Raw genomic sequence first — 23,974 nt, 5'->3', positions numbered from 1 at the left:
ATGCGCAGGTCCTATCTTTTGCACGGGCTGTACAGTCTGGCCCTGACCCTGTTGGGTGGGCTGGCGGTGTACCTGGCCCTGCAGTACGAGTTCCGCCGCAAGGGCGAGGGTGAGCCCGAGCTGATCATGGCGTTTGCCTACATGGCCTGGTACTGGGCGCTGCCGGCGCTGGCCCTGCCCGCCCTGGTGTGCGGGCTGCTGGGCCTGCGTGGCCCAGAGCCGGTGACCCGGCCCTGGCGCTGGAGCCTGGCGGCGAGCTATGTGCCACTGCTGGGGTTGGCGCTGTTTTGCGTACTGGTCGCGGCTGAGGCGCTGCTGGAAAACCGCGTGTTCATTCCGGTGCTGCTGATCAGCCTGGGGCTGTCGGTGTATCTGTGGCGCGGTTTCCCCTCGGCTGCCGTCAAGCCGCTCGCCCGCGCCTGAACAAGCCCCGCAGGGCGATCAGCGCCGGCAGTCCCAGGCCGAGCCAGCTCAGGCTGTCCCAGATCCCATCCCCCAGCAGCGCCGCGAACAGGCCGCCGGCGCTGAGCAGGGCCAGGGCCAGCGGCGCCCTGAAGACTTTCCAGAAGTTCGATTGCCGGGGCTTCATGGGCGCACCTGCGCAACCGACTTCGCAGCACGCCGCCGGACTGTCCACAGGTACAGGCCACTGCCCAGGACAATGATGGTCAGCCCATCTAGGGTTGCCCACAGCACCTTCATCGGCATGCCGCCGTAGTCACCGAAGTGCAGCGGCTGGGACATGCCCATGGCATCCATGTACCAGGGGCGCGTGCCCACGGCGGTGACCTGCAGGGTGCTGGCGTCGATCAGCACCGGGGTCAGCAGGTGCGAAGTCAGGTGGCTGCTGCCCTTGAGGAACACCGCGTAGTGGTGCTCGCTGGAGAAGCGCGTGCCGGGGAAGGCGATGAAGTCCGGCTGCATGCCTGGGGCGGCTTCCCGGGCGATGTCCAGCAGGCGGCTGGCGGGAGCCAGCGCGGTCAGGGGCGGGGCGTCGCGGTAGGGCGCGACCATGGCGCTGAGGCTGTCGTTGCGCCAGGCGGCGATGATCAGGTCGGCGCAGGCGCTGATGACCCCGGTCACCCCCACCACCAGGGCCCAGGTCAGGGTGACCACGCCGATCAGGTTGTGCAGGTCGAGCCAGCGCAGGCGGCTGGACTTGTCCTGACGCACGCTGGCGAATTTCAAGCGGCGCATGAACGGCAGATAGAGCACGGTGCCAGAGATGATCGCCAGCACGAAGAGGATGCCCATGAAGGCCAGCAGCAGTTTGCCCGGCAGCCCGGCGAACATATCCACATGCAGGCGCAGCATGACCATCATCAGCCCGCCGTTGGCCGAAGGCATGGCCACGGCTTCGCCGGTGCGGGCGTCGAGCATGAAGGTGTGGGAGGAATTGGGCTCGGTGCCGGCAGTCTTGGCCATGATCGCCATCACACCGTTGGGCTCGTCCTCGTCCCAGCCGAAGTACTGCATGACTTCCCCCGGGCGGTGAGCTTCGGCGGCCTTGACCAGCTGTTGCAGGTCCAGGTGCGGGGTGTCGGCGGGCATCTCCCGCAGCTCGGGGGAATCCCCCAGCAGGTGGTCGATCTCGTGATGGAAGATCAGCGGCAGGCCGGTGAGCGCCAGCATCAGCAGGAACACCGTGCAGATCAGGCTGGTCCAGGTGTGGATAAAGGACCAGCGGCGGATTGTCTTGCTTTTCATTTCTTAGCCTTCAGGCACACCAAGGCCGTCCTTGTCGGACGGCCTGGTTGTTAACTCAGCCGATTACCATTGATAGGTGGCGCTGGCGACCACGCTGCGCTGATCGCCGAAATAGCAGTAGGAACCATCGCAGGTGGACAGGTAGTTCTTGTCGAACAGGTTGGTGGCGTTGAGTTTCAGCGACGCCCCTTTGAGGCTGTTGTCCAGGCGACCGAGGTCGTAATGCACGGCAGCGTCGAACACCGTGTAGGCGTCGGCCTTGCCCAGCCAGGTGTTGGCCTGGTCGCCATAGGTATTGCCGGTGTAGCGGGCGCCGGCACCGATGCCGAAACCGTCGAGTACGCCGGAGTGCCAGGTGTAGTCCGTCCACAGGGAGGCTTGCTGGTTTGGCATCAGTTGCAGGCGGTTGCCTTTGTGGATGCCTTTTTGTACCTCGGACTTGGCCAGGGTGTAAGCAGCGATGACCTTGAGGTTTTCGGTCACGTCAGACACGGCTTCCAGCTCCAGGCCTTTGACCTTCACTTCGCCGCTCTGGTTGGTGATCGACTCGCCTCCTGCCCCAATGCTGGTTACCAGGACATTCTTCTGGGTCAGGTCGTAGACCGCCGCACTCAGCAGCGTGTTCGAACCCGGCGGTTGATACTTAATGCCCAGCTCCCACTGTTTACCTTCCGTGGGTTTATACGATTCGGTCGGTGAAACGCTAGCGTTGCTCGCTGGCTGGAAGGATTCGGCGTAGGAAATGTACGGCACGACACCCGAGTCGAACACATAGCTGAGCGCCGCATTGCCACTGAAGTTCTTGCTGCGATCAGTGTTGGTCACGTCTTTCTTGTTGAGGTAGGTGGTGCCTTGGTGCACCCAGTCCTCACGGCCACCCAGGGTCAGACGCCAGTTGTCCAGGGCCATCTGGTCCTGGACGTAGAGGCCGGTCTGAATGGTTTTCTGGTCGTAGTCGTAATAAGCGTCGGTGCGCGACGGACGAACAATCGGCTGGCCATACACCGGGTTGAAGATGTTGGTTGTTCCCCCGTTGCCGTAGATCGACAGGTAGGAGGTGTCGGTACGTTGGTGATCCAGGCCAAGCAGCACCGTGTGGTTAATGTCGCCTGTGGCGAAGTCCGCCTGGAAGTTGTTGTCGACCGCGAACTGGCCGATGTCTTCGTTGACGTTGGTCGAGGTACGGCTGATGTTGCCCGCCGCATCAGCCGGGGAGTAGGCATAGGAACCCACGGTCAACTGTTGGAAGGACAGCTCCGATTTGGTGTAGCGCAGGTTCTGACGGAACTGCCAGACATCGTTTAAGCGGTGCTCGAAGGCGTAGCCCAGCGCGTAGTAGGTCCGATCGTAGAACTCGTAGTCCGGGTCACCCAGGTTCTTGTGATGGGAGACGTCGCCCAGTGGCGACTTGATCTTGGTGCCCTGGATCGGCATGAACTGGCTGGTGGCACCGGTGTCGTCGCGGGTGAACTGCGTGAGCAGGGTCAGCTTGGTATCGGTATCGATGTTCCAGGTCAGGCTGGGGGCAATGTTGTAGCGCTTGTTGTCGATGTGGTCGACCTGGGTGCCGGCATCGCGCACGACACCGCTGAGCCCATAGAGGAACTGGCCTTCATCGTCGATCTTGCCGGTGCTGGCGAAGTTGATCTGGCGGTAGTTGTCACTGCCGTACTGGATCTGCACGGCATGACTGGTGTCTGCGCTGGGGCGCCGGCTGACCATATCCAGCAGGCCGCCCGGTGGGGTCTGGCCATACACCGAGGACGCCGGGCCGCGCAGCAGGGCAAGGCGGTCGAGGTTCCAGGTTTCCGCTTTCGGGTTGGCATACACACCGCGGGGCAGGGGCAAGCCGTCGAGGAACTGTGTGGGTTCGAAGCCCCGTACACGCATCCAGTCATAGCGGGTGTCGCTGCCGTAGCTGGCAGAAACAATCCCGGGCATGTAACGCACGGCATCGTCGAGGTTCTGGACGTTGCGGTCTTCCATCTGCTGGCGGGTAGCGACGGAAATCGAGCGCGGAGCCTCAACCAGCGAGGTGTCGGTCTTGGTGCCGGCGGCGGTACGTGTGGCGAGGTAACCGTCGACCGGGCCCCAGGCACTCTCGCCAGCCAGCTGGCCAGTGATATTGGTTTCCGGCAAGGTCACCACGCCTTCCGGTGCCGCCACCAGGCTGTAGGTGCCGGCGCTGCTGTGCTCCAGTTGCAAGCCGGTTCCGCGCAGGGCTTCGCGCAAGGCGCCCGGGGCGTCGAACTGGCCATTGACTGGAGCCGAGGTCTTGCCCGCCGCCAGGGACGGATTCAGGCTCAGGGCCAGGCCAGCCTGACTGGCAATCTGGTTCAGGGTGCTGGCCAGGGGCGCTGCTGGCAGGTTGTAGGCGCGCACGCTGCTGGCCTGTTCGGCGGCCATCAGCGCTGGGCTGGTCAGGGGGGCGCTGAGCGCGATGGCAACGGCCAAGAGACTGGGGCGCAACAGAGTGTCTAGCGGGCGGTACATACGGCGGCTCCTGAATGGAAATGTTTCGCAATTGCCTAGGTGCCGGACGAGATTGGAAAAGTGATAGGGCAGATTGAAAATAATTTAGATTTAGATTGATTGAGGTTAATTCGCTGGCAAGCCCGCTCCTACGGGATCGGTGTAGGAGCGGGCTTGCTGGCGAAGGCCACGACACCGATCTCAGCGTTTGGCGTCGTCCCTGGCCACCACGGTCACCCACCAGTCGGTGTGCCGCTCGATCTTCACGGGCAGGGTCGGCAGCAGGGCATTGAGGGCCAGGTCGGTGTCCTGCAACGGGAAGCTGCCGGTGATCCGCAGGTCGGCCACTTCCGGTGCCACGCCCAGGTGGCCGCGGCGATAACGGCCCAGCTCATCGATCAGGTCACCGAGGCGGGCGTTGTCCACCACCAACATGCCTCGGGTCCAGGCATCGGCGCCCAGGTTCAGCGCCTGCAGCGGCCCGAGACCGTCGCGGCGCATCAGCACTTGTTGGCCTTCCTTGAACACCTGCTCGTCCTGGCCGGCTTCCGGCCGTGCCGCCACCGCCGATTGCAGCACGCCGAGGCGGGTGCCCTGGTCTTCACGCTTGACCAGGAAGCGCGTACCCAGGGCGCGCATCCGGCCGTCGCGGGTTTCGACGATGAATGGCCGACTGTCGTTGTGCCCGGTCTCGATGAGGATTTCGCCTTCCTGGAGAACGATCCGGCGCTGCTTCTCATCGAAGCGCACATCCAGCGCACTGTGGGTATTGAGGTTGATCACCGTGCCGTCTGTCAGGCGCAGGGTGCGCTGCTCACCGGTGGCGGTGCGCTGGTCGGCCAGCCAGTAGTCCACCGGCAGGTAGCGCTCGCCGGCAAACAGCGCCAGCCCCGCCACCAGCACCACGCTGGCGACTCCGCGTCCCAGTTTGCGCACGCGCCGGCGCAGGCCTTCGCGAGATTGCACCAAGGCATTGCGCGCCGGGCCGGCCGCCACGCTAAAGCGCTGGTCGAGCATGCCCAACTGGCGCCAGGCGCGGGCGTGTTCTTCATGGGCGGCATGCCATTTGGCGAACTCTTCGCGCTCCACGGCACTGGCGCCGCCGTCCAGGGACAGTTGCCAGGCAATGGCGGCATCCAGCACCCGGGCGGACACCGGCTTGGAGCTGATGGGGGTCATACCGGCTCCCCGTACAGGGCGATGTAGCACTGGCGGATGCCCTGGGCCAGGTACTGACGCACCCTTGGCACCGAGACTCCCAGGCGTTCGGCGATCTCGGCGTGGCTCAGGCCGTCGAGGCGGTTATAGAGGAAGGCCATGCGCGCCTTGCTGGAGAGTTTGCCCAACAGGCGGTCGATGGCCTTGAGGTCTTCGAGGATCATCTGCTGCTCTTCCGGCGACGGTTGTTCGCCTTCGGGGATCAACATCAGTTCGCTGAGGTAGGCCTGTTCCAGGGCGGCGCGGCGGAAGTAGTCGAACAGCAGGCCTTTGGCGATGGCCACCAGAAAGGCCCTGGGTTCCCGTGGAGCCTTGAGTTCGTTGCGGCCCAGCAGGCGCACGAAGGTGTCCTGGCTCAGGTCCTCGGCCCGTTGAGCGCAGGCAACGTTGCGCCGCAGCCAGGCCAATAGCCAACGGCGATGGTCGCGATATAACGCACCAACCAGCTCATTGTGGGGGCTTTGGACTGACGACAACGGGGCTCACCGATCGAGAAGTTTAAAATAACGAGAACTATTCGCGATTGTGGCAGAGGCGAAACACAGGCGCAATTGGCGCTGGTCGGCTGCTCTTTCCCGAGGGTTGAAGGCTTTTCTGATGTGGCGAGGGAGCCTGTGCCCTCGCTACGGTCAATTGCCGCGGATCAGAACGAGTGTGCCTGCTGGCGGCGTTTCCATTGGCTGAGGCGCTGTTGCAGGTTCAGCGGGCTGTCAATCTGCTGCTGGCGGGCACGGTTGAACAGGATCAGTGCCAGCTCTGCCGTGGCCAGGGCGTCGGCTGCTGCGTGGTGACGCTCGGCCACTTGCAGCTTGAACACGTTGATCCAGTCATCCAGGCCGGCCTCACGGAAAGCGGCCTGGGGACAGAGCATGGGCGCCATGTCCGCCACGTCGAGGAAACTGTGCTGCAGGCGATAGCCCAGGCTGTCCTTGAGTGCCCGACCGAGCATGTGCTGGTCGAAGGGGGCATGAAACGCCAGGAGCGGGCTGTCACCGACGAACTCCATGAAGTCCAGCAGGGCCTCCACCGGATCGCAGCCGGCGGCGATGGCGCTGGGCCCCAGGCCATGGATCAGCACGCTGGGGCTGAGCTTGTGGCCTTCACGCTGCAGGGTGCGTTCGAACTGCTGGCTGAAGTCGATGGCGCCGTCCTCGATCACCACCGCGCCGATGGACAGCACCTGATCTCGGTTGAGGTTGAGGCCGGTGGTTTCCAGGTCCACCACCACCCAGCGTTGCTCTCGCAGGCTGCACTCACCCAGCTCGGTGAATGCGGGCAGGTGGTCGCGACGTTGTTGCTGTTGGGCCGTCAGGACGCTGACGGCGGGACGGAACCAGGCAAACAGGCTCATGACGGATAGCTCATATCTGGTAGCGCAGGGCCAGGCTGCTTTGCAGGCGCTGGGCCTGGCGCAGGGACTCGCGCAGGATGCGTCGGTCCAGGTGATTGAGGTTGTCGGGGTCGACCCGATTGGAATAGGGCTGGTTCTCCCGGGTCTGGCGTTGATGTTGCTGCATACGGGTCTGCTGGATGAAGTGGTAGGCCTCTTCATAAGCGGCGCCGTCCAGGGGCTCGATGACCTGCTTGGACACCAGCTGGCGCAGACGCTCCAGGGTGTTGATGGCGCCGATGCCGTTGGCCAGGGCCAGCAGCCGGGCGCCATCGACGAAGGGGGTGAGGCCCTGGACCTTGAGGTCGAGGGTGGCTTTTTCGCCGTTCTTTTTGGCCAGGACGAATTCGCGGAAGCGGCCCACGGGCGGGCGCTGGCGCAAGGCGTTTTCCGCCAGCATGCGCTGGAACAGACGGTTGTCGCCCACTTGGTCGAGGATGGCCCGACGCAGTTGTTCGGCGCCTTGTTCATCGCCCCAGACCACCCGCAGATCGAAATAGATGCTCGAACCCAGCAGGTTTTCCGGCGTTGCCTCGCGGATGAAGGCGGCAAAGCGTCGGGCCCATTCGGCGCGGGACAGGCACAGCTCGGGGTTGCCGGCCATGATGTTACCCTTGCACAGGGTAAAGCCGCACAGCGCCAGGCTCTGGTTGATCTGCTGGGCGATGGGCAGCAGCTTGCCGCGGATCTCGGCGGCGTGGGCCGCGTCCCGGGCCTCGAACAGGATGCCGTTGTCCTGGTCGGTGTGCAGGGTCTGTTCGCGCCGGCCTTCGCTGCCGAAGCACAACCAGCTGAAGGGCACGCCGGGGTCGCCCTTGTCCGCCAGGGTCAACTCGATCACCCGGCATACGGTGTGATCGTTGAGCAGGGTGATGATGTGGGTGATCTGGGTCGACGACGCACCGTGGGCCAGCATGCGCTCCACCAGTTGGCCGATCTCGCCTCGCAGCGCCACCAGGTGTTCCACCCGGGGAGCATTGCGGATAGTTCGCGCCAGGTGCACCAGATCGACCCGTTGCAGGGAAAACAGGTCACGTTCGGAGACCACGCCGCACAGGCGCTGGTCTTTCACCAGGCAGACGTGGGCGATATGGCGCTCGGTCATGGCGATGGCGGCGTCGAAGGCACTGTGGTCCGGGCTGAGGAAGAAAGGGGCCTGGGTCATGTGCTGTTCGATGGGCTGGTTGAGGTCCTGGGTGCAGTCGGCGACGACCTGGCGCAGGTCCCTCAGGGTGAAGATCCCCAGGGGCGCCTTGTGCTCGTCCACCACCACGATGCTGCCCACCTGTTGCTCGTGCATCAGCGCCACGGCCTCACGCAGCGGCATCTGTGGGGCGCAGGCGACCGGATGACGCATGGCCAGTTCGCCCAGGCGGGTGTTCAGCGAGTATTGGGTGCCAAGGGTTTCCACGGCCTTTTGCTTGACCTGCTGATTGACCTGATCCAGCAGGCTGCTGACCCCGCGCAAGGCGAAATCGCGGAACTCGTCGGACAAGGCGAAGAGTTTGATGAAGGCGCTCTTGTTCAATTGCAGGCAGAAGGTGTCTTCGGCGGCCCGGTGTTCGGTGCGGGTGGCGCGTTCGCCCAGCAGTGCAGCCAGGGGAAAACATTCGCCGGTGGTGATCTCGAAGGTGGTTTCGGTGCTGCCCTTGGCGGCGTGGGTGCGTTCGCCCACCACGCGCCCCTGCTTGACGATATAGAAGTGCTCAACCGGGCCGTCGGCAGGCTTGATGATGCTGTCGCCGGGCCCGTAGAAACGCAGCTGGCATTGTTCTACCAGATAGGCCAGGTGGAGGTTTTCCATCTGGTTGAAGGGCGGGAACCGCTGCAGGAACTGCACGGTCCCCTGGATGTTCTGCAACACCGCGGTCTTCCCTGCCTGGGTGAAGGCGTCCGCTTTACTCATAACGATTACCGCAGTCTTTTTGGATTTGTTGTGGTCGGATCACGGCAATGGTCGGACTCCCAGCGCGAGGTGCCCATTGGACGTAAGTCTAGGTAGCGGCCGGAGCCCGGACATTTGGCTTTGAGCGGCGTTTAATCAATGCAAAAAAGCTCTGATCAAGGCTCTTGGCAATTTTTCCGACGAAGTGCACATTGGAGGTCTGCTTAGCGATGTCTGACCAATGTGCTAGGGGATTGATCTGTTCATGTAGAGAAATGTATGCCCGACCACGATATTTTGAGTGACGCCGAGCGCGAGGCGCTGAGTGCAGTCATGCTGGAGCCGGATCTGCCGGCCCAGCGGGTGTTGATCGCCGATGACGACAAGGATGCACGGGAGCTGCTGGCGGAAATTCTTGGCCTGGATGGTATCCGTTGCATCACGGCTGCCAGCGGCAAGGCCGCTCTTGAATTACTCGAATCGAACAAGTCCATCGGCCTGCTGATCACCGATCTGCGCATGGCGCCCTGCAGTGGTCTTGACCTGATTCGCCAGGTGCGGGAATCGGAACGGGCGGCGCTGCCGATCATCATCATTTCCGGTGACGCCGATGTGCGCGACGCCATCGCTGCCATGCACTTGAGCGTGGTGGACTTCCTGCTCAAACCCATCGACACCGGCAAGTTGCTGGCCCTGGTCAAACACGAACTGGGTGTCATTCACTGAGCTGCAATCTGCAATCTGCAAGCGCCGAGCCAGGGCGACACACTAAAAAGCCCCGGCGGACCGGGGCTTTTTGTCTGTTGCCAGGCGTGCTTACAGGCCGTTCTTGGCCTTGAACTCGCGACGACGACGGTGCAATACCGGCTCGGTGTAGCCGTTAGGCTGCTTGGTGCCTTCGATCACCAGCTCCAGGGCGGCCTGGAAGGCGATGTTGCTATCGAAGTCCGGGGCCAGCGGGCGGTACAGCGGGTCACTGGCGTTCTGCCGGTCGACCACCGGGGCCATGCGCTTGAGGCTTTCCAGCACCTGCGCCTGGGTGACCACACCGTGGCGCAGCCAGTTGGCGATGTGCTGGCTGGAGATGCGCAGGGTGGCGCGGTCTTCCATCAGGCCGACGTCGTTGATGTCCGGCACTTTCGAGCAACCCACGCCCTGGTCGATCCAGCGCACCACGTAACCGAGAATGCCCTGGGCGTTGTTGTCCAGTTCGTTCTTGATCTGCTCGGCCGACCAATTGGTGTCGCTGGCCAGAGGGATGGTCAGGATGTCGTCCACCGATGCGCGGGCACGCTTGGCCAGTTCGGCCTGGCGGGCGAACACGTCGACCTTGTGGTAGTGCAGCACGTGCAGGGCGGCAGCGGTCGGCGACGGCACCCAGGCGGTGTTGGCACCGGCCAGCGGGTGGGCGATTTTCTGTTCGAGCATGGCGGCCATCAGGTCCGGCATGGCCCACATGCCCTTGCCGATCTGCGCACGGCCTTGCAGGCCGGTGGACAGGCCGATATCGACGTTCCAGTTCTCGTAGGCGCCGATCCATTTCTCGGCCTTCATGTCGGCCTTGCGCACCATGGCGCCGGCTTCCATGGAGGTGTGGATCTCGTCGCCGGTGCGGTCGAGGAAACCGGTGTTGATGAACACCACGCGCTCGCTGGCCGCTTTGATGCAGGCCTTGAGGTTGACCGTGGTGCGGCGCTCCTCGTCCATGATCCCGACTTTCAGGGTATTGCGCGGCAGGTTCAGCACCTCTTCGATGCGGCCGAACAGTTCGTTGGTGAACGCGGCCTCTTCAGGGCCGTGCATCTTCGGCTTGACGATGTACACCGAGCCGGTACGGCTGTTCTTGCGCGAGGTGTTGCCGTTGAGGTTGTGGATCGCCGCGAGGCTGGTGACCAGGCCGTCGAGGATGCCTTCCGGCACTTCGTTGCCATGCTTGTCGAGGATTGCGTCGATGGTCATCAGGTGGCCGACGTTACGCACGAACAGCAGCGAACGGCCGTGCAGCTTCACCGGCTCACCGTTGACGCCGGTGTACTCGCGGTCGGCATTCATGGTGCGGGTAAAGGACTTACCGCCCTTGGAAACCTCTTCCGCCAGGTCGCCCTTCATCAGGCCGAGCCAGTTGCGGTAGATCACCACCTTGTCGTCGGCATCAACCGCGGCAACCGAGTCTTCGCAGTCCATGATGGTGGTCAGGGCCGCTTCCATCAGCAGGTCCTTGACCCCGGCGGCGTCGGTCTGGCCGATCGGGCTGCTGGCATCGATCTGGATCTCGAAGTGCAGGCCGTTGTGCTTGAGCAGGATCGCGGTAGGCGCTGCAGCGTCGCCCTGGTAGCCGATCAGTTGGGCATCGTTGCGCAGGCCGCTGTTGCTGCCGCCCTTGAGGCCCACCACCAGCTTGCCGCCGACGATCTTGTAGCTCACGGAGTCCACGTGGGAGCCGGCGGTCAGTGGCGCCGATTCATCGAGGAAGGCGCGGGCGAAGGCGATGACCTTGTCGCCGCGAACCTTGTTGTAGCCTTTGCCTTTTTCCGCGCCATCGGCTTCGCTGATGGCGTCGGTGCCGTACAGGGCGTCGTATAGCGAACCCCAGCGGGCGTTGGAAGCGTTGAGGGCGAAGCGCGCGTTCATCACCGGCACTACCAGCTGCGGGCCGGCCATGTGGGCGATTTCTTCATCGACGTTCTGGGTGCTGGCCTGGAAGTCAGCCGCTTCTGGCAGCAGGTAGCCGATGTCTTGCAGGAAGGCTTTGTAGGCCACGGCATCGTGTGCCTGGCCGGCACGGGACTGGTGCCAGGCATCGATCCGTGCCTGGAAATCATCGCGTTTGGCGAGTAGGGCTTTGTTCTTCGGCGCCAGGTCGTGGATGACCTTTTCGGCACCGGCCCAGAATGCGTCGGCGGTGAGGCCGGTACCGGGAATGGCTTCGTTGTTCACGAAGTCGAACAGGACTCTGGCGACCTGCAGGCCACCGACTTGAACGTGTTCAGTCATTGCTTGCCTCACTCTGCTCAGCTATTTCGCTTTTCAGCTCTTCAAATTAACAATGAAGCCGGCGGCCATTTAAAGCACAACCCTGTTCACCAGTACATGCCATTGCTGGCGGCTGGGTGCTTCCAATCAACGGCAGAGCCTTGCTGATGGGCGGTTGCGAGGGTTGCGATCAGGCCTTGGCAGACATCGTTCCAACGTTATGTAGTGCGCGCTGCGGCATACTACATGATGAATTGCGCTTGTGAAAATTAGACTAAATACGTCGTTCCGCGACTTAAGAATGCAGTGCGGTCACGCTGGGGAACGTGATGTTCTCAAAAAAGCTGGTGGATTGTTCCATATAAATACAAAAAGTTGTACACGATTTATGTTTTGCCCTGAGCGCCCTCGTAGGAGCCGGATTGCCGGCGAATGGGCCTTCGGGGGTTGCGTCGGCCTTGCGGGCACTTTCGCTGGCAAGCCAGCGCCTACACAAGCTGCTGCGATATGGGCTGGAAGGCGCGGGGAATGAGGCTGCCTATAATTGCTCTTTCATCAAGCAAAGAGGGCTGCGCCATGGACCATCTCGTTCTCACGGTTTTCGCCCCGGACAAGGCCGGACAGGTCGAGCGTATTGCCCAGTGCATCGCCGAGCACGGCGGCAACTGGCTGGAAAGCCGTCTGTCGCGCATGGCGGGGCAGTTTGCCGGCATCTTGCGGGTCGGGGTCCCTGCCGAGGCCTACGATGAGCTGGTGGATGCCTTGCAGGGGCTCTCCGCCCAGGGCATCCGGGTATTGATCGCTGAAAGCGGCATCGAGCAGTCCTGCACCTGGAAACCCATCGCCATGGAGCTGGTGGGCAATGATCGTCCGGGAATCGTCCGGGATATCACCCGCTTGCTGGCGGAGCAGGGGGTCAACCTTGAACGGCTGGTGACCGAGGTGCGCCCAGCGCCCATGAGCAGCGAGCCGTTGTTTCATGCCGAGGCGATTCTGGCGGTGCCCCTGACGTTGTCCCTGGAGGTATTGCAGTCGCGCCTGGAAACCCTGGCCGACGATCTGATGGTGGAGTTGGTGCTGCGCAGCGAGGTCTGAACACCGTCCCGCAGGTTATCCCAGTAATCCGTGCATGCGCCTGTGGATAACCTGTAGAGACCCGTCGCCAGCCCAGTACCGCCGCGGCTTAGCGCGCTCTGATCAAAAAACCAGCAGTTTCAAGGGCTTGTGCACAAACGGCGGGGATCAGGTTGTGGATAACCTTGGGAAGAATCGCTGCAGGCCACGAATGGACTGGCCTGCAGGGCGTTGTACGTTTATTGATCAGCGGCGGCCGCGCAGGCTGAGCCAGGCATCGACGCTGTACACCGCAAGGCCGGCCCAGATGAACATGAACGCCAGCAAGGTGCTGGAGGACAGGTGTTCGCCAAACAGCAGCACCGCTTGCAGCAGCACCAGGGTTGGCGCCAGGTACTGGAGGAAGCCCAGGGTGGTGTAGGGCAAGTGCCGAGCCGCGGCGTTGAAGCACACCAGCGGGATCAGCGTGACCGGGCCGGCGGCTACCAGCCACCAGGCTTCGGAGCTGGTCCAGAAGTCGGCATGGGCACTGCTGGCTTCGGGGTGCAGGAGCAGCCAGGCCATGGCGATGGGCACCAGCATCCACGTTTCCACCACCAGCCCGGGCAAGGCCTTGACCGGGGCCTGTTTACGGATCAGGCCATAGAAGCCGAAGCTCAGTGCCAGTATCAGTGAGACCCAGGGCAAACTGCCTACTTGCCACACTTGCTGGGCCACGCCCACCGCCGCCAGGATCACCGCCAGCCACTGCATGCGCCGCAGGCGTTCGCCAAGAATCAGCATGCCCAGCAGCACATTGATCAGGGGATTGATGTAGTAGCCCAGGCTGGCCTCAAGCATGCGCCCATTGTTCACGGCCCAGACATAGGTCAGCCAGTTGCCGGCGATCAGGGTGCCGCTCAGGGCCAGGATGGCCAGGCGCCTGGGGTTTTCCCGCAGCTCGCGCCACCAGCCGGGATGTTTCCACACCATCAGCAACACAGCGCCGAACAGCGCCGACCAGAGTACCCGGTGGACGATGATTTCCACGGCCGGAACGCTGGCGATGGCTTTGAAGTAGATCGGAAACAGACCCCAGATGATGTAGGCGGTCAGGCCCAGGATGTACCCGCGACGCGGGTTGGCGGCTTGCATGCAGAGTCCTTGCTTAGGCAGCTAACGAAGACGGGATTGTAAGGACAATTGTCAGGACATGTCCTGACTTTTGCGCCGCCCGTTTCTGTGGGGGAGGGCTGGTGGGCGAAGGCGAACTTACGGGCCTCTTCGCTGGCGAGCCAGCTCCTAAGGTTGGCGTTGTATCGAGGCGGATTCTTGTAGGAGCCGGCTTGCCGGCGAAGACGACCTCATGGGCCTCTTCGCTGGTAAGCCAGCTCCTGCAGGCAGGGTCAGAACAGTTTGAGAGGTTCTTCGTTGAGGGCTGCCAGCTGTTCGCGCAGGGCCAGGACCTGATCCCCCCAGTAACGTTCGCTGCCGAACCAGGGGAAGCTGTGGGGAAAGGCCGGATCGTCCCAGCGTCGTGCCAGCCAGGCGCTGTAGTGCATCAGGCGCAGGGCTCGCAGCGGTTCGATCAGGGCCAGTTCCCGCGGGTCGAAATCATGAAACTCGCTGTAGCCGTCCATCAGTTCGGAGAGCTGGCTGAGGCACTCCTGGCGGTCGCCGGCCAGCATCATCCACAGGTCCTGCACCGCCGGGCCCATGCGGCAGTCGTCCAGGTCGACGATATGGAACATCTCGTCGCGGCACATCATGTTGCCGGGGTGGCAATCGCCGTGCATGCGGATGTTCTGGTGCGGGGTGGCCTGGTAGACCTCTTCCACCCGCTTGAGCAGGTCCCGGGCCACGGACTCGTAGGCCGGCAGCAGGCTCTTGGGAATGAAGTTGCCTTGCAGCAGGGTCGCCAGTGAGTCATGACCGAAGTTCTTCACGCCCAGGGCTTCGCGGTGCTCGAAGGGGCGGGTGGCGCCCACGGCGTGCAGGCGACCGAGCAATTGCCCGAGGCGATAGAGTTGATCCAGGTTGCCCGGTTCGGGCGCGCGTCCGCCACGCCGGGGAAACAGCGCGAAGCGAAAGCCCGCGTGCTCGAACAGGCTGGCGCCGTCGTGGATGATCGGCGCGACCACCGGCACATCGCACTCGGCGAGTTCAAAGGTGAAGCGATGTTCTTCCAGGATCGCTTCGTTGGTCCAGCGCTGGGGGCGATAGAACTTGGCGATCAGCGGTTCGCCTTCGTCGATGCCGACTTGATAGACGCGATTTTCGTAGCTGTTGAGCGCCAGCACGCGGGCGTCGCTGAGAAAACCGATGCTTTCAACGGCGTCGAGAACCAGGTCGGGTGTCAGTGTTTCAAACGGGTGCGACATGCTTACTCCTGCGCGCAGCAGGCTGCCGCGTCCGGCCAAGCATGGTAACGCAGACGGGGAGCCAGTGGGGGGAGGGTTTGCTGGTGGTTCGGCTGGGCGCCGGGTTCGCCGGCGAGCCGGCTCCTACGGGCGTAGGGGCCGGTTTGGCGCGGGGCGGGTTCAGGCGCCGATGATGCCGCCGTCTTCCCGGGTGATAGCCATCACCGAGGAGCGCGGCTTGCCGTTGGGCAGGTGCTCGGGGAAGGTCGAACCACCGGTTTCTCCCGGGTGCTGGATGCCGACGAACAGGGTCTTCTGGTCCGGGGCGAAGGCGATCCCGGTGACTTCGCAGCCCACCGGTCCGACCATGAAACGGCGGATTTCACCGCTGTCCGGGTCGGCGCAGAGCATCTGGTTATTGCCCATGCCGGCAAAATCGCCGCTGTTGCTGTAGTCGCCGTCGGTGAGGATCCACAGGCGTCCGGCCTGGTCGAAACCCAGGCCGTCGGGGCTGTTGAACATGTTCTCTGGGGTGATGTTGGAGGAGCCGCCCTTGGGCTGGCCGGCATGCACAGCGGGGTTGCCGGCTACCACGAACAGGTCCCAGGAAAAACTCATCGCGCCATGATCGTCGCCGCCGGTGCGCCAGCGCAGGATCTGTCCGTAGACATTCTTCTCCCGCGGGTTGGGGCCACCTGCTGGCTGGCCGTCTTCGCCACGCTTGGCGTTGTTGGTCAGGGTGCAATAGACCTGGCCGTCCTTGGGGCTGACCACAATCCATTCCGGGCGGTCCATGCGCGTGGCCTGGACCACACTGGCCGCCAGGCGCGCCTGGATCAGTACCTGGGCCTGGTCGGCGAAGCCGCTGCTGGCGTCGATGCCGTTCTTGCCGTGAGTCAACTCGATCCACTGGCCCTGGCCCTTGGGACGGTCCGGGTTGCCGTCGCCGGCATCGAAGCGCGCCACGTACAAGGTGCCGTGGTCCAGCAGGTCGCGGTTGGCCTTGGGGTTGCGGTGGTTGATCTTGTCGCGGCTGATGAACTTGTAGATGAATTCTCCGCGCTCATCGTCGCCCATGTAGACCACGGCGCGGCCGTCACGTGTTTGCGCCAGGGCCGCGTTTTCATGCTTGAAGCGGCCCAGGGCGGTGCGTTTGACCGGGGTCGATTGCGGGTCGAATGGATCGATTTCCACCACCCAGCCGTGACGGTTGAGCTCGTTGGGGTTCTTGGCCAGGTCGAAACGCGGGTCGTGGGGGTGCCAGTTGATGTCCTTGCTGGTCACCACCGCGCCGTAGCGTTTCTGCGCGGCGTCGAACTTCTGCTCGGGGTTGCTGCTGCCGAAGCAGTCGGTGAAGTTCTCTTCGCAGGTCAGGTAGGTGCCCCAGGGGGTCTTGCCGTTGGCGCAGTTCTGGAAGGTGCCGAGGACTTTCCTGCCCTTGGGGTCGGCAGCGGTCTTGAGCAGGTCGTGACCGGCGGCAGGGCCGCTGAGGCGGATTGGCGTGTTGCCGTGGATGCGCCGGTTGTAGCGTGAACCCTGGACGAACTGCCACTGGCCGTTCTTGCGCTGCACTTCGATGACCGACACCCCTTCGCTGGCCTGGGCCTTGCGCACGTCCTCGGCCGATTGCGGTTGGCCGCCGTGGGAATAGAGGTAGCGGTAGTTGGTGTATTCGTTGTTGATCGCCATCAGCGCCCGGTGCTTGTCGTCCGGGAAGGCGAACAGGCTCATGCCGTCGTTGTTGTCGCCAAACTGCACTTCCTGGGCCTGGGCGGTGCCATTGCCGCTGGGGTCGAAGGCCGGCCCGTTCTTGGTCAGCGGCTGGCCCCAACTGATCAGTACCGAGGATTTGTAGCCCGCCGGCAGGGTGATGTTGTCGCTGGTGGCGGCCGCAATGCCGGCAAAACCCAGCAGCTGGCTGTTGCCGGCGCTGACACTGGTGGCCAGGGCGCTGCGGCCGAGCAGTCCGCCACCGAGAAACAGGGCGGCGCCGCACAGGGCACCGGCACCGATGAAACCCCGGCGGCTGAGGCCGACCATCTGTTCCAGGTCGGTGGGTTGGTCTTCTTCTAACAGGCTCATATCAGGCTCCCTGCGGGTTTTTGCAGCCACCTTAATGAGCGCCTATGACGAATATGTTGCAGCCTGAAGTCGTCGCACTCCGGTTACAGCGGGGTGCCGAGCAGGACATGGGAGGCAGAGAACTGCACCTGGACCGGTTTGCCCTTGGTCATTTCCAGCGTCTTGAGCCGGTGCGGCTCGGCCAGGGCGCAGAGGGTCTGGCCGTTGGGCAGGGTGATGCGCACCTCGCAGGGGCCGTCTTCGGCGTCGAGAATCTGCTCGACGGTCCCGCTCAGGCAATTGTGTCCAGTTGTTACTTGGGCGTCGGCAGGGTGCAGGTCCAGCCAGCCGGCCTTGATCAAGGCCACCACTTCAGTGCCGGTTTCCAGTTCCAGGCGCTGGGTGCTGTCGTGGGTGATCTGCGCCTTGAGGAGCAGGCCTTCTGGCAGCTCCAGGCTGATTAGGTCATTGCAGCCTAGAGGTGCGATCTCGCGGATCTTGCCGTGCAGCTGGTTGCGGGCACTGGTGCGCAGCATCAGGCGCCCCAGCAGATCGAGATCGCTGGCATCTTCTGCGGCTTCCAGCACTTGGGCCTGCAGTGCTTGCAGGCGTTGGTAAAGGCGCAACACGCGTTCGCCCTCGGCGGAGAGTTTGGCCCCGCCACCGCCCTTGCCGCCGACGTTGCGCTCTACGAGCGGACGCTGAGCCAGGTTGTTGAGCTCATCGATGGCATCCCAGGCGGCCTTGTAGCTCAGGCCGGCGCTTTTGGCCGCGCGGGTGATGGAGCCCTGTTCGGCAATGTGTTGCAGCAGGGCGATGCGTTGTGGGCGGCGGGCGATGTGCTGGGTCAACAGAGTGGGCAAGGACATGGCAGGGACGCTTTGGGCACTGAAGATGGACTGGGAGTTTGCGGTTTGAGCGATGAGAGTCAAGTCAGTCGGGGGTGTCGGGTCTTGCGGTTCGGGCCAGGCAATAGACATCCACTTGACGGGCACCGGCATTGATCAGCAACCGGGCCAGGGCCTGGGCAGTGGCACCTGTGGTGAGGACGTCGTCCACCAGGGCCAGGTGGCGGCCGGCCACAGGCGCGTCGGCGGCGAGGGCGAAGGCCTGGTGCAGGTTGCGCTGACGGGCACGGGCCCCCAGGCCTTGTTGTGCCGGGGTGTCCTGGGTGCGCAGCAGCAGAAGGGGCTCCACCGCCAGTTGCAGTTGTTCTCCCAGCCACTGGGCCAGCATGCCGGCCTGGTTGAAGCCTCGCTGGCGCAGGCGTCGCCGGGACAGCGGCACCGGCAGCAGGCAGTCTGGCCGGGGCAGGCCTTCATCGTAGCGATAGTGAAGGAATTGGCTGAGAAGTTCGGCCATCAGTCGGCCAAAAGGCCACTTTTCATAGTGTTTGAAACGGCTGATCAGGCTGTCCACCGGAAAATCGTAACGCCAGGGGGCGATGACCCGTCGAAACGCGGGGAGACGTTTCAGGCACTGGCCACAGGTCAGGCTGGCGGCGGGCAGGGGCAGGGCGCAGACCGAGCATTGGGCGCCGAGCCAGGGCAGTTCGTCCTGACATGAACTGCACAGGGCCAGGGCTGAATCGCTGGGCTCATCGCAAAGTAAACAGATTTGTTTGTTTTTTGACCAGATGTAAACTGGCCCTTTGTATTCGGGTTGACAGTGCATGGCTCTTCCTTAAATATGCCGAACATCCGTGTTGCGGCTGTGGACTCTCCCTGTCCCGCACCGCCTGCCAAGCATAATCAAGGAATCGCCCATGAGCGCCAGCACCACCGCTACCCTGCGTCATGACTGGACTTTGGCTGAAGTCAAAGCCCTGTTCGTCCAGCCATTCAATGACTTGCTGTTCCAGGCGCAGACGGTGCACCGCGCGCATTTCGATGCCAATCGGGTCCAGGTTTCGACCCTGCTGTCGATCAAGACCGGCGCCTGCCCGGAAGATTGCAAATATTGTCCGCAGTCCGGCCACTACAACACTGGCCTGGAAAAGGAAAAGCTCCTGGAAGTGCAGAAGGTGCTGGAGGAGGCCGCTCGGGCCAAGGCCATCGGCTCTACGCGTTTCTGCATGGGCGCCGCCTGGAAGCACCCTTCGGCCAAGGACATGCCCTATGTGCTGGAGATGGTCAAAGGCGTGAAGGCCATGGGCCTGGAAACCTGCATGACCCTGGGCCGTCTCGATCAGGACCAGACCGAGGCCCTGGCCAAGGCCGGCCTGGACTACTACAACCACAACCTGGATACCTCGCCGGAGTTCTACGGCAGCATCATCACCACCCGCACCTACAGCGAGCGTCTGCAAACCCTGGCCTACGTGCGTGACGCCGGGATGAAGATCTGTTCCGGCGGCATCCTCGGCATGGGCGAGTCCCTGGACGACCGCGCCGGCCTGCTGATCCAGCTGGCCAACCTGCCGGAGCACCCGGAGTCGGTGCCGATCAACATGCTGGTGAAGGTGGCCGGCACGCCGCTGGAAAACGCTGAGGATGTGGACCCGTTCGACTTTATCCGCATGCTTGCCGTGGCACGGATCCTCATGCCGCAATCCCACGTGCGCCTGTCCGCCGGCCGCGAAGCGATGAACGAGCAGATGCAGGCCCTGGCCTTCTTCGCCGGTGCCAATTCGATTTTCTACGGCGACAAGCTGCTGACCACCGCCAACCCGCAGGCCGACAAGGACATGCAGTTGTTCGCGCGCCTGGGCATCCAGCCCGAAGCCCGTGAAGAGCACGCCGACGAAGTGCATCAGGCGGCCATCGAGCAGGCCCTGGTGGAGCAGAAGAGCAGCGAGCAGTTCTACAACGCTGCCGTCTGACCTCCTGTGGTAGGAGCCGGCTGGCCGGCGAATCCCGTGAACGGCGCAAGTGCGACGGGTTTCGCGTTGTCTGTTTCGCTGGCAAGCCAGCTCCTACGGGTAATGTGTCTGTGAGCCAATATCGAGGCCAGCATGTCTTTTGATCTCGCAGCACGGCTTGCAGCCCGTCGTGCTGAACATCTTTATCGCCAGCGTCCGCTGCTGGAAAGCCCTCAGGGGCCGCAAGTGGTGGTGGACGGCCAGCCATTGCTGGCTTTCTGCAACAACGACTACCTGGGCCTGGCCAATCACCCGCAGGTGATCGAAGCCTGGCGCGCTGGTGCCAGCCGCTGGGGCGTGGGCGGCGGCGCTTCCCATCTGGTGATCGGTCACAGCGCTCCCCATCACGCTTTGGAAGAAGCCCTGGCCGAGTTCACGGGGCGCCCGCGGGCGTTGTTGTTTACCACGGGCTACATGGCCAATCTCGGTGCGGTCACGGCGTTGCTCGGGCAGGGCGACACGGTGCTGGAAGACCGTCTCAACCACGCTTCCCTGCTGGATGCCGGCCTGCTCTCTGGTGCGCGCTTCAATCGCTATCTGCACAACGATGCAGGAAGCCTGGCCAAACGCCTGGAGAAGGCCACCGGCAACACCCTGGTTGTCACTGATGGGGTGTTCAGCATGGACGGCGATGTCGCCGACCTGCCGGCCCTGGCCCGGGAAACCAAGGCCCGTGGTGCCTGGCTGATGGTGGACGATGCCCATGGCTTTGGTCCGCTGGGGGCCAACGGTGCCGGGCTGGTGGAACACTTCGGCCTGGGGCTGGATGAAGTGCCGGTGCTGGTGGGCACCCTGGGCAAGGCCTTCGGTACCGCTGGGGCCTTTGTCGCCGGTAGCGAGGAGCTGATCGAAACACTGATCCAGTTCGCCCGGCCTTATATCTACACCACCAGCCAGCCACCGGCGCTGGCCTGCGCCACGCTGAAAAGCCTGGAGTTGCTACGCAGCGAGCACTGGCGGCGCGAGCACCTGGCGAAGCTGATTCGTCAGTTCCGGCTGGGGGCCGAGCAGATTGGCTTGGAGCTGATGGACAGCTTTACCCCGATCCAGCCAATCATGGTGGGCGACAGTGCCCGGGCCATGGAGTTGTCACGGATGCTCCGTTCGCGGGGGATCATGGTCACCGCCATCCGTCCGCCGACCGTGCCGGCCGGCAGTGCGCGGCTGCGGGTGACGTTGTCCGCCGCCCACAGCGAGGCGCAGGTCCAGCTATTGTTAAGCGCGTTGGCGGATTGTTTCAGTGAACTGCAAACGAGGCCTAGCCATGCGTGATCGACTGATCCTGTTGCCGGGCTGGGGGCTGGGGGTGTCGCCCCTGGAACCTTTGGCTGCCGCTTTGCAGGGGCTGGATGAACACTTGCGGGTGGAGATCGAACCCCTGCCGGAGCTGACGTCCAGCGATCTGCAGGCATGGCTGGACGAGCTCGACGATGCGCTGCCGGATGACGCCTGGCTGGGGGGCTGGTCCCTGGGCGGCATGCTCGCCGCGGAGTTGGCGGCCCGACGCGGCGAGCGCTGCTGCGGTTTGTTGACCCTGGCCAGCAATCCCAGCTTCGTTGCTCACGAGCAATGGTCCAGTGCCATGGCCGCTGAGACCTTTGACGGCTTCCTGGCCGGCTGCGCCGCTGATCCGCGTACCACCCTCAAGCGCTTTTCCCTGCTGTGTGCCCAGGGCGCGGCCGATCCCCGCGGCTTGTCGCGGATGCTGCTGGGCGGGGCGCCGACGACGCCGGGTGCGGTGCTGATGGCGGGTCTGGAGTTGTTGGCGCAGTTGGATACGCGCGAAGCCTTGCTGGCTTTTCGCGGCCCGCAGTTGCACCTGTTCGCCGGGCTGGATGCCCTGGTGCCGGCCGAGGCGGCCGCCGAGTTGCTGGTATTGCTGCCGGATATAGAAGTTGGCCTGATCGAGCAGGCCAGCCACGGTTTTCTTCTGGAGGACCCCCACGGAGTGGCGGGGGCGATCCAGGCTTTTTTGCATGAGTCCGGCGATGACTGATTTGTCTGTTCCTGTCTTACCCGCAGGCCTGCCTGACAAGCGTCAGGTGGCGGCTTCGTTTTCCCGCGCCGCAGCCAGTTACGACAGCGTTGCCGAGTTGCAGCGCACGGTCGGCCAGCAATTGCTGAGCCGTTTGCCTGAAGGCTGGACGCCTGCGCGCTGGCTGGACCTGGGCTGTGGTACGGGGCATTTCAGTCGAGTGCTGGGGACACGCTTCGCCGGCAGTCAGGGGCTGGCCCTGGATATTGCCGAGGGCATGCTCAAGCACGCGCGGCCCCTGGGTGGCGCCGAGCACTTTTTTGCTGGAGATGCTGAGCGCCTGCCGTTGCAGGGCAGCAGCTGCGAGCTGATTTTCTCCAGCCTGGCGGTGCAGTGGTGTGCCGACTTTGCTGCCGTGCTCAGTGAAGCCCAGCGGGTGCTCAAGCCGGGCGGTGTGCTGGCTTTTGCCAGTCTGTGCGTCGGCACTTTGCAGGAGCTGCGTGAGAGCTGGGGGCGGGTCGATGGGCAGGTTCACGTCAATCGCTTTCGTGAGTTCGCACGCTATCGCCACTTGTGCGATGCCAGTGGTTTGCACGTACGTAGTCTGGAGAGCGTTCCCCATGTCCTGCATTACCCGGATGTGCGTAGTCTGACCCATGAGTTGAAAGCCTTGGGTGCACACAATCTGAATCCCGGTCGTCCCGGCGGCCTCACCGGACGCGCGCGTATCGCCGGGTTGATCGAGGCTTACGAGGGGTTTCGTCAGCCCCAGGGGCTGCCGGCGACCTATCAGGTGGTGTATGCCGTGTTGGAGAAACCGCTATGAGTGCTGCCTATTTCATTACTGGCACCGACACCGATGTGGGCAAAACCACCATTGCCGCGGGACTGTTGCATGCGGCGCGGCTGGCCGGGCTGAGTACCGCGGCAGGCAAACCTGTGGCTTCCGGGTGCGAGTTGAGCGCCAAGGGCCTGCGCAATGCCGATGCTCTGGCATTGCTGGCGCAGTCGTCGTTGCCGTTGAGCTATGAAGAGGTCAATCCGGTCGCCTTCGAGCCGCCCATCGCACCGCACCTGGCGGCACGAGAGGCCGGGGTGGCATTGACGGTGCAGTCATTGCTGACGCCCATGCGCCACATTCTGGCCAAGGGGGCGGATTTCACCCTGATCGAAGGCGCGGGTGGCTGGCGAGTGCCCCTGGCGGATCAGGACAACCTGTCGGATCTGGCCATGGCGCTGGGCTTACCGGTGATTCTGGTGGTGGGCGTGCGACTGGGCTGCATCAATCATGCGTTGTTGACTGCCGAGGCCATTGCTCAGGACGGTCTGCAACTGGCGGGCTGGGTGGCCAATATCATCGATCCCAAGACCTCTCGTCTGGAAGAAAACCTCGCGACTTTGGCGGAGCGCCTGCCTGCGCCGTGCCTGGGCCGAGTGCCGCGACTCAAGACAGCCAGTGCCGAGGCAGTAGCCGAACATCTGCAGCTGGATCTGCTGGACTAGATTTTGCCTATGGCAAGGCATATTGCCATTAGTGTTTTTGACGGGTGTTTTTTTGACAGGTCTGCTTCAATAACACCTGTCATTCATTTTCAAGGTCGAGTTCTCTTATGGAAATTTCCGGGAACAGCGCTTTCTACGCCGGACTGAACGCGATTCAGACTGGGCAGAATCGTGTCGATCAAGGTTCCAGCCAGATCGCCAGCAGCGCCGTTGAGCGCTCTGCCGACAGCCAGGCGTCGGCGGATTCGGTCAATCGCCTACGGGGCGTTGATCGCAGCCAGAGTTCGGACTTGGCCAGCAGTATGGTCGAGATGTCCATGGGCAAGGTCCAGGTGGAACTGGGCGTCAAAGTTGCCAAGGCCTCTGATGAGGTACTCGGTACCCTGATCGATACCTACGCTTGATCACTCTGCGCTAAAGCCCGCTTCTCTCACGCGAGGCGGGCGTTTGCTCATGCCTTTCCCTTCTGTGGTTCCTCTTCTTCATTTCTTTGTGTAACTGATCGTCGGCGAGCCGG

22 protein-coding genes are annotated in these 23,974 nt (G+C 63.3%); 9 read left to right on the top strand and 13 right to left on the bottom strand.

Features of this window, described 5'->3' with window-relative positions; genetic code table 11:
- Window positions 1–423 (top strand): hypothetical protein, encoded by a 423-nt coding sequence (locus WIN67_RS28265; RefSeq protein ID WP_253083998.1) that lies wholly within the window; start codon window positions 1–3, stop codon window positions 421–423.
- On the opposite strand, the gene WIN67_RS28260 is transcribed toward WIN67_RS28265, so the two are convergent.
- The 7 genes from WIN67_RS28260 to WIN67_RS28230 form a co-directional block, all read right to left on the bottom strand.
- On the bottom strand, window positions 401–589 hold the full coding sequence (locus WIN67_RS28260) for a hypothetical protein (protein ID WP_110594445.1): 189 nt from the start codon (window positions 587–589) through the stop codon (window positions 401–403). The genes WIN67_RS28265 and WIN67_RS28260 overlap by 23 nt on opposite strands.
- Window positions 586–1,707, bottom strand: coding sequence for a PepSY-associated TM helix domain-containing protein (locus WIN67_RS28255; RefSeq protein ID WP_272754338.1), 1,122 nt, complete (start codon window positions 1,705–1,707; stop codon window positions 586–588). The genes WIN67_RS28260 and WIN67_RS28255 overlap by 4 nt, the downstream gene beginning before the upstream one ends.
- Before the next feature lie 63 nt (window positions 1,708–1,770).
- On the bottom strand, window positions 1,771–4,200 hold the full coding sequence (locus WIN67_RS28250) for a TonB-dependent siderophore receptor (protein WP_339070338.1): 2,430 nt from the start codon (window positions 4,198–4,200) through the stop codon (window positions 1,771–1,773).
- Window positions 4,201–4,380: 180 nt separating this feature from the next.
- Window positions 4,381–5,358 (bottom strand): FecR family protein, encoded by a 978-nt coding sequence (locus tag WIN67_RS28245; RefSeq protein WP_339070337.1) that lies wholly within the window; start codon window positions 5,356–5,358, stop codon window positions 4,381–4,383.
- A complete protein-coding gene (locus WIN67_RS28240; RefSeq protein ID WP_306398712.1) occupies window positions 5,355–5,873 on the bottom strand; it encodes an RNA polymerase sigma factor in 519 nt (172 codons plus the stop codon). The genes WIN67_RS28245 and WIN67_RS28240 overlap by 4 nt, the downstream gene beginning before the upstream one ends.
- Window positions 5,874–6,040: 167 nt before the next feature.
- Window positions 6,041–6,748, bottom strand: coding sequence for a 3'-5' exonuclease (locus WIN67_RS28235; RefSeq protein WP_267269015.1), 708 nt, complete (start codon window positions 6,746–6,748; stop codon window positions 6,041–6,043).
- 10 nt (window positions 6,749–6,758) lie between these two features.
- Window positions 6,759–8,693, bottom strand: coding sequence for a putative nucleotidyltransferase substrate binding domain-containing protein (locus WIN67_RS28230; protein ID WP_339070336.1), 1,935 nt, complete (start codon window positions 8,691–8,693; stop codon window positions 6,759–6,761).
- Between the two features lie 258 nt (window positions 8,694–8,951).
- Here WIN67_RS28230 and WIN67_RS28225 point away from each other — a divergent pair, with 258 nt between their 5' ends.
- A complete protein-coding gene (locus WIN67_RS28225; protein ID WP_102861963.1) occupies window positions 8,952–9,398 on the top strand; it encodes a response regulator in 447 nt (148 codons plus the stop codon).
- 90 nt (window positions 9,399–9,488) lie between these two features.
- Here the strand turns inward: WIN67_RS28225 and WIN67_RS28220 are convergent, their stop codons facing one another.
- Window positions 9,489–11,666, bottom strand: a complete 2,178-nt coding sequence (locus WIN67_RS28220) for a malate synthase G (protein ID WP_339070335.1) — start codon at window positions 11,664–11,666, stop codon at window positions 9,489–9,491.
- Window positions 11,667–12,221: 555 nt separating this feature from the next.
- Between WIN67_RS28220 and WIN67_RS28215 the strand changes: the two genes are divergently transcribed.
- A complete protein-coding gene (locus WIN67_RS28215) occupies window positions 12,222–12,740 on the top strand; it encodes a glycine cleavage system protein R (RefSeq protein WP_016964741.1) in 519 nt (172 codons plus the stop codon).
- Window positions 12,741–12,965: 225 nt separating this feature from the next.
- On the opposite strand, the gene rarD is transcribed toward WIN67_RS28215, so the two are convergent.
- The 5 genes from rarD to WIN67_RS28190 all read right to left on the bottom strand — a co-directional run bounded on the left by rarD (window position 12,966) and on the right by WIN67_RS28190 (window position 18,793).
- Entirely contained in the window at window positions 12,966–13,853 is an 888-nt protein-coding gene (rarD, locus tag WIN67_RS28210) for an EamA family transporter RarD (RefSeq protein ID WP_102881065.1), read from the bottom strand.
- A gap of 251 nt (window positions 13,854–14,104) precedes the next feature.
- Window positions 14,105–15,079, bottom strand: a complete 975-nt coding sequence (locus WIN67_RS28205) for a serine/threonine protein kinase (RefSeq protein ID WP_102861960.1) — start codon at window positions 15,077–15,079, stop codon at window positions 14,105–14,107.
- A 159-nt stretch (window positions 15,080–15,238) separates the two neighbouring features.
- Window positions 15,239–17,140 (bottom strand): PhoX family protein, encoded by a 1,902-nt coding sequence (locus WIN67_RS28200; protein ID WP_170002873.1) that lies wholly within the window; start codon window positions 17,138–17,140, stop codon window positions 15,239–15,241.
- A gap of 83 nt (window positions 17,141–17,223) precedes the next feature.
- On the bottom strand, window positions 17,224–17,988 hold the full coding sequence (locus WIN67_RS28195) for a TOBE domain-containing protein (protein WP_339070334.1): 765 nt from the start codon (window positions 17,986–17,988) through the stop codon (window positions 17,224–17,226).
- A 64-nt stretch (window positions 17,989–18,052) separates the two neighbouring features.
- Window positions 18,053–18,793 (bottom strand): ComF family protein, encoded by a 741-nt coding sequence (locus WIN67_RS28190; protein WP_339070333.1) that lies wholly within the window; start codon window positions 18,791–18,793, stop codon window positions 18,053–18,055.
- Between the two features lie 91 nt (window positions 18,794–18,884).
- Here WIN67_RS28190 and bioB point away from each other — a divergent pair, with 91 nt between their 5' ends.
- The 6 genes from bioB (at window position 18,885) to WIN67_RS28160 (ending at window position 23,861) form a co-directional block, all read left to right on the top strand.
- Window positions 18,885–19,940 carry a biotin synthase BioB gene (gene bioB, locus WIN67_RS28185; protein ID WP_102861956.1) on the top strand — a complete coding sequence of 352 codons (1,056 nt, stop codon included), beginning with the start codon at window positions 18,885–18,887 and terminating at the stop codon, window positions 19,938–19,940.
- Window positions 19,941–20,072: 132 nt separating this feature from the next.
- Window positions 20,073–21,251: an 8-amino-7-oxononanoate synthase gene (gene bioF / locus WIN67_RS28180; protein WP_339070332.1), complete on the top strand. Its 1,179-nt coding sequence runs from the start codon at window positions 20,073–20,075 to the stop codon at window positions 21,249–21,251.
- A complete protein-coding gene (locus WIN67_RS28175) occupies window positions 21,244–21,975 on the top strand; it encodes an alpha/beta fold hydrolase (RefSeq protein WP_102881061.1) in 732 nt (243 codons plus the stop codon). The genes bioF and WIN67_RS28175 overlap by 8 nt, the downstream gene beginning before the upstream one ends.
- Window positions 21,968–22,780 (top strand): malonyl-ACP O-methyltransferase BioC, encoded by an 813-nt coding sequence (gene bioC, locus WIN67_RS28170; protein ID WP_110653363.1) that lies wholly within the window; start codon window positions 21,968–21,970, stop codon window positions 22,778–22,780. Before WIN67_RS28175 ends, bioC begins: the two co-directional genes overlap by 8 nt.
- A complete protein-coding gene (gene bioD, locus WIN67_RS28165; RefSeq protein ID WP_265073861.1) occupies window positions 22,777–23,457 on the top strand; it encodes a dethiobiotin synthase in 681 nt (226 codons plus the stop codon). The genes bioC and bioD overlap by 4 nt, the downstream gene beginning before the upstream one ends.
- 107 nt (window positions 23,458–23,564) lie before the next feature.
- Window positions 23,565–23,861, top strand: coding sequence for a pyrroloquinoline quinone biosynthesis protein PqqE (locus tag WIN67_RS28160; RefSeq protein WP_102861951.1), 297 nt, complete (start codon window positions 23,565–23,567; stop codon window positions 23,859–23,861).
- The last annotated feature ends 113 nt before the right edge of the window (window positions 23,862–23,974 follow it).

It is taken from the genome of Pseudomonas idahonensis (genome assembly GCF_037903935.1).
GTDB classification, from domain to species: domain Bacteria; phylum Pseudomonadota; class Gammaproteobacteria; order Pseudomonadales; family Pseudomonadaceae; genus Aquipseudomonas; species Aquipseudomonas danubii.
The sequence above is the reverse complement of the archived record's forward strand: the minus strand, read 5'-3'. Positions and strand labels throughout refer to the sequence as shown.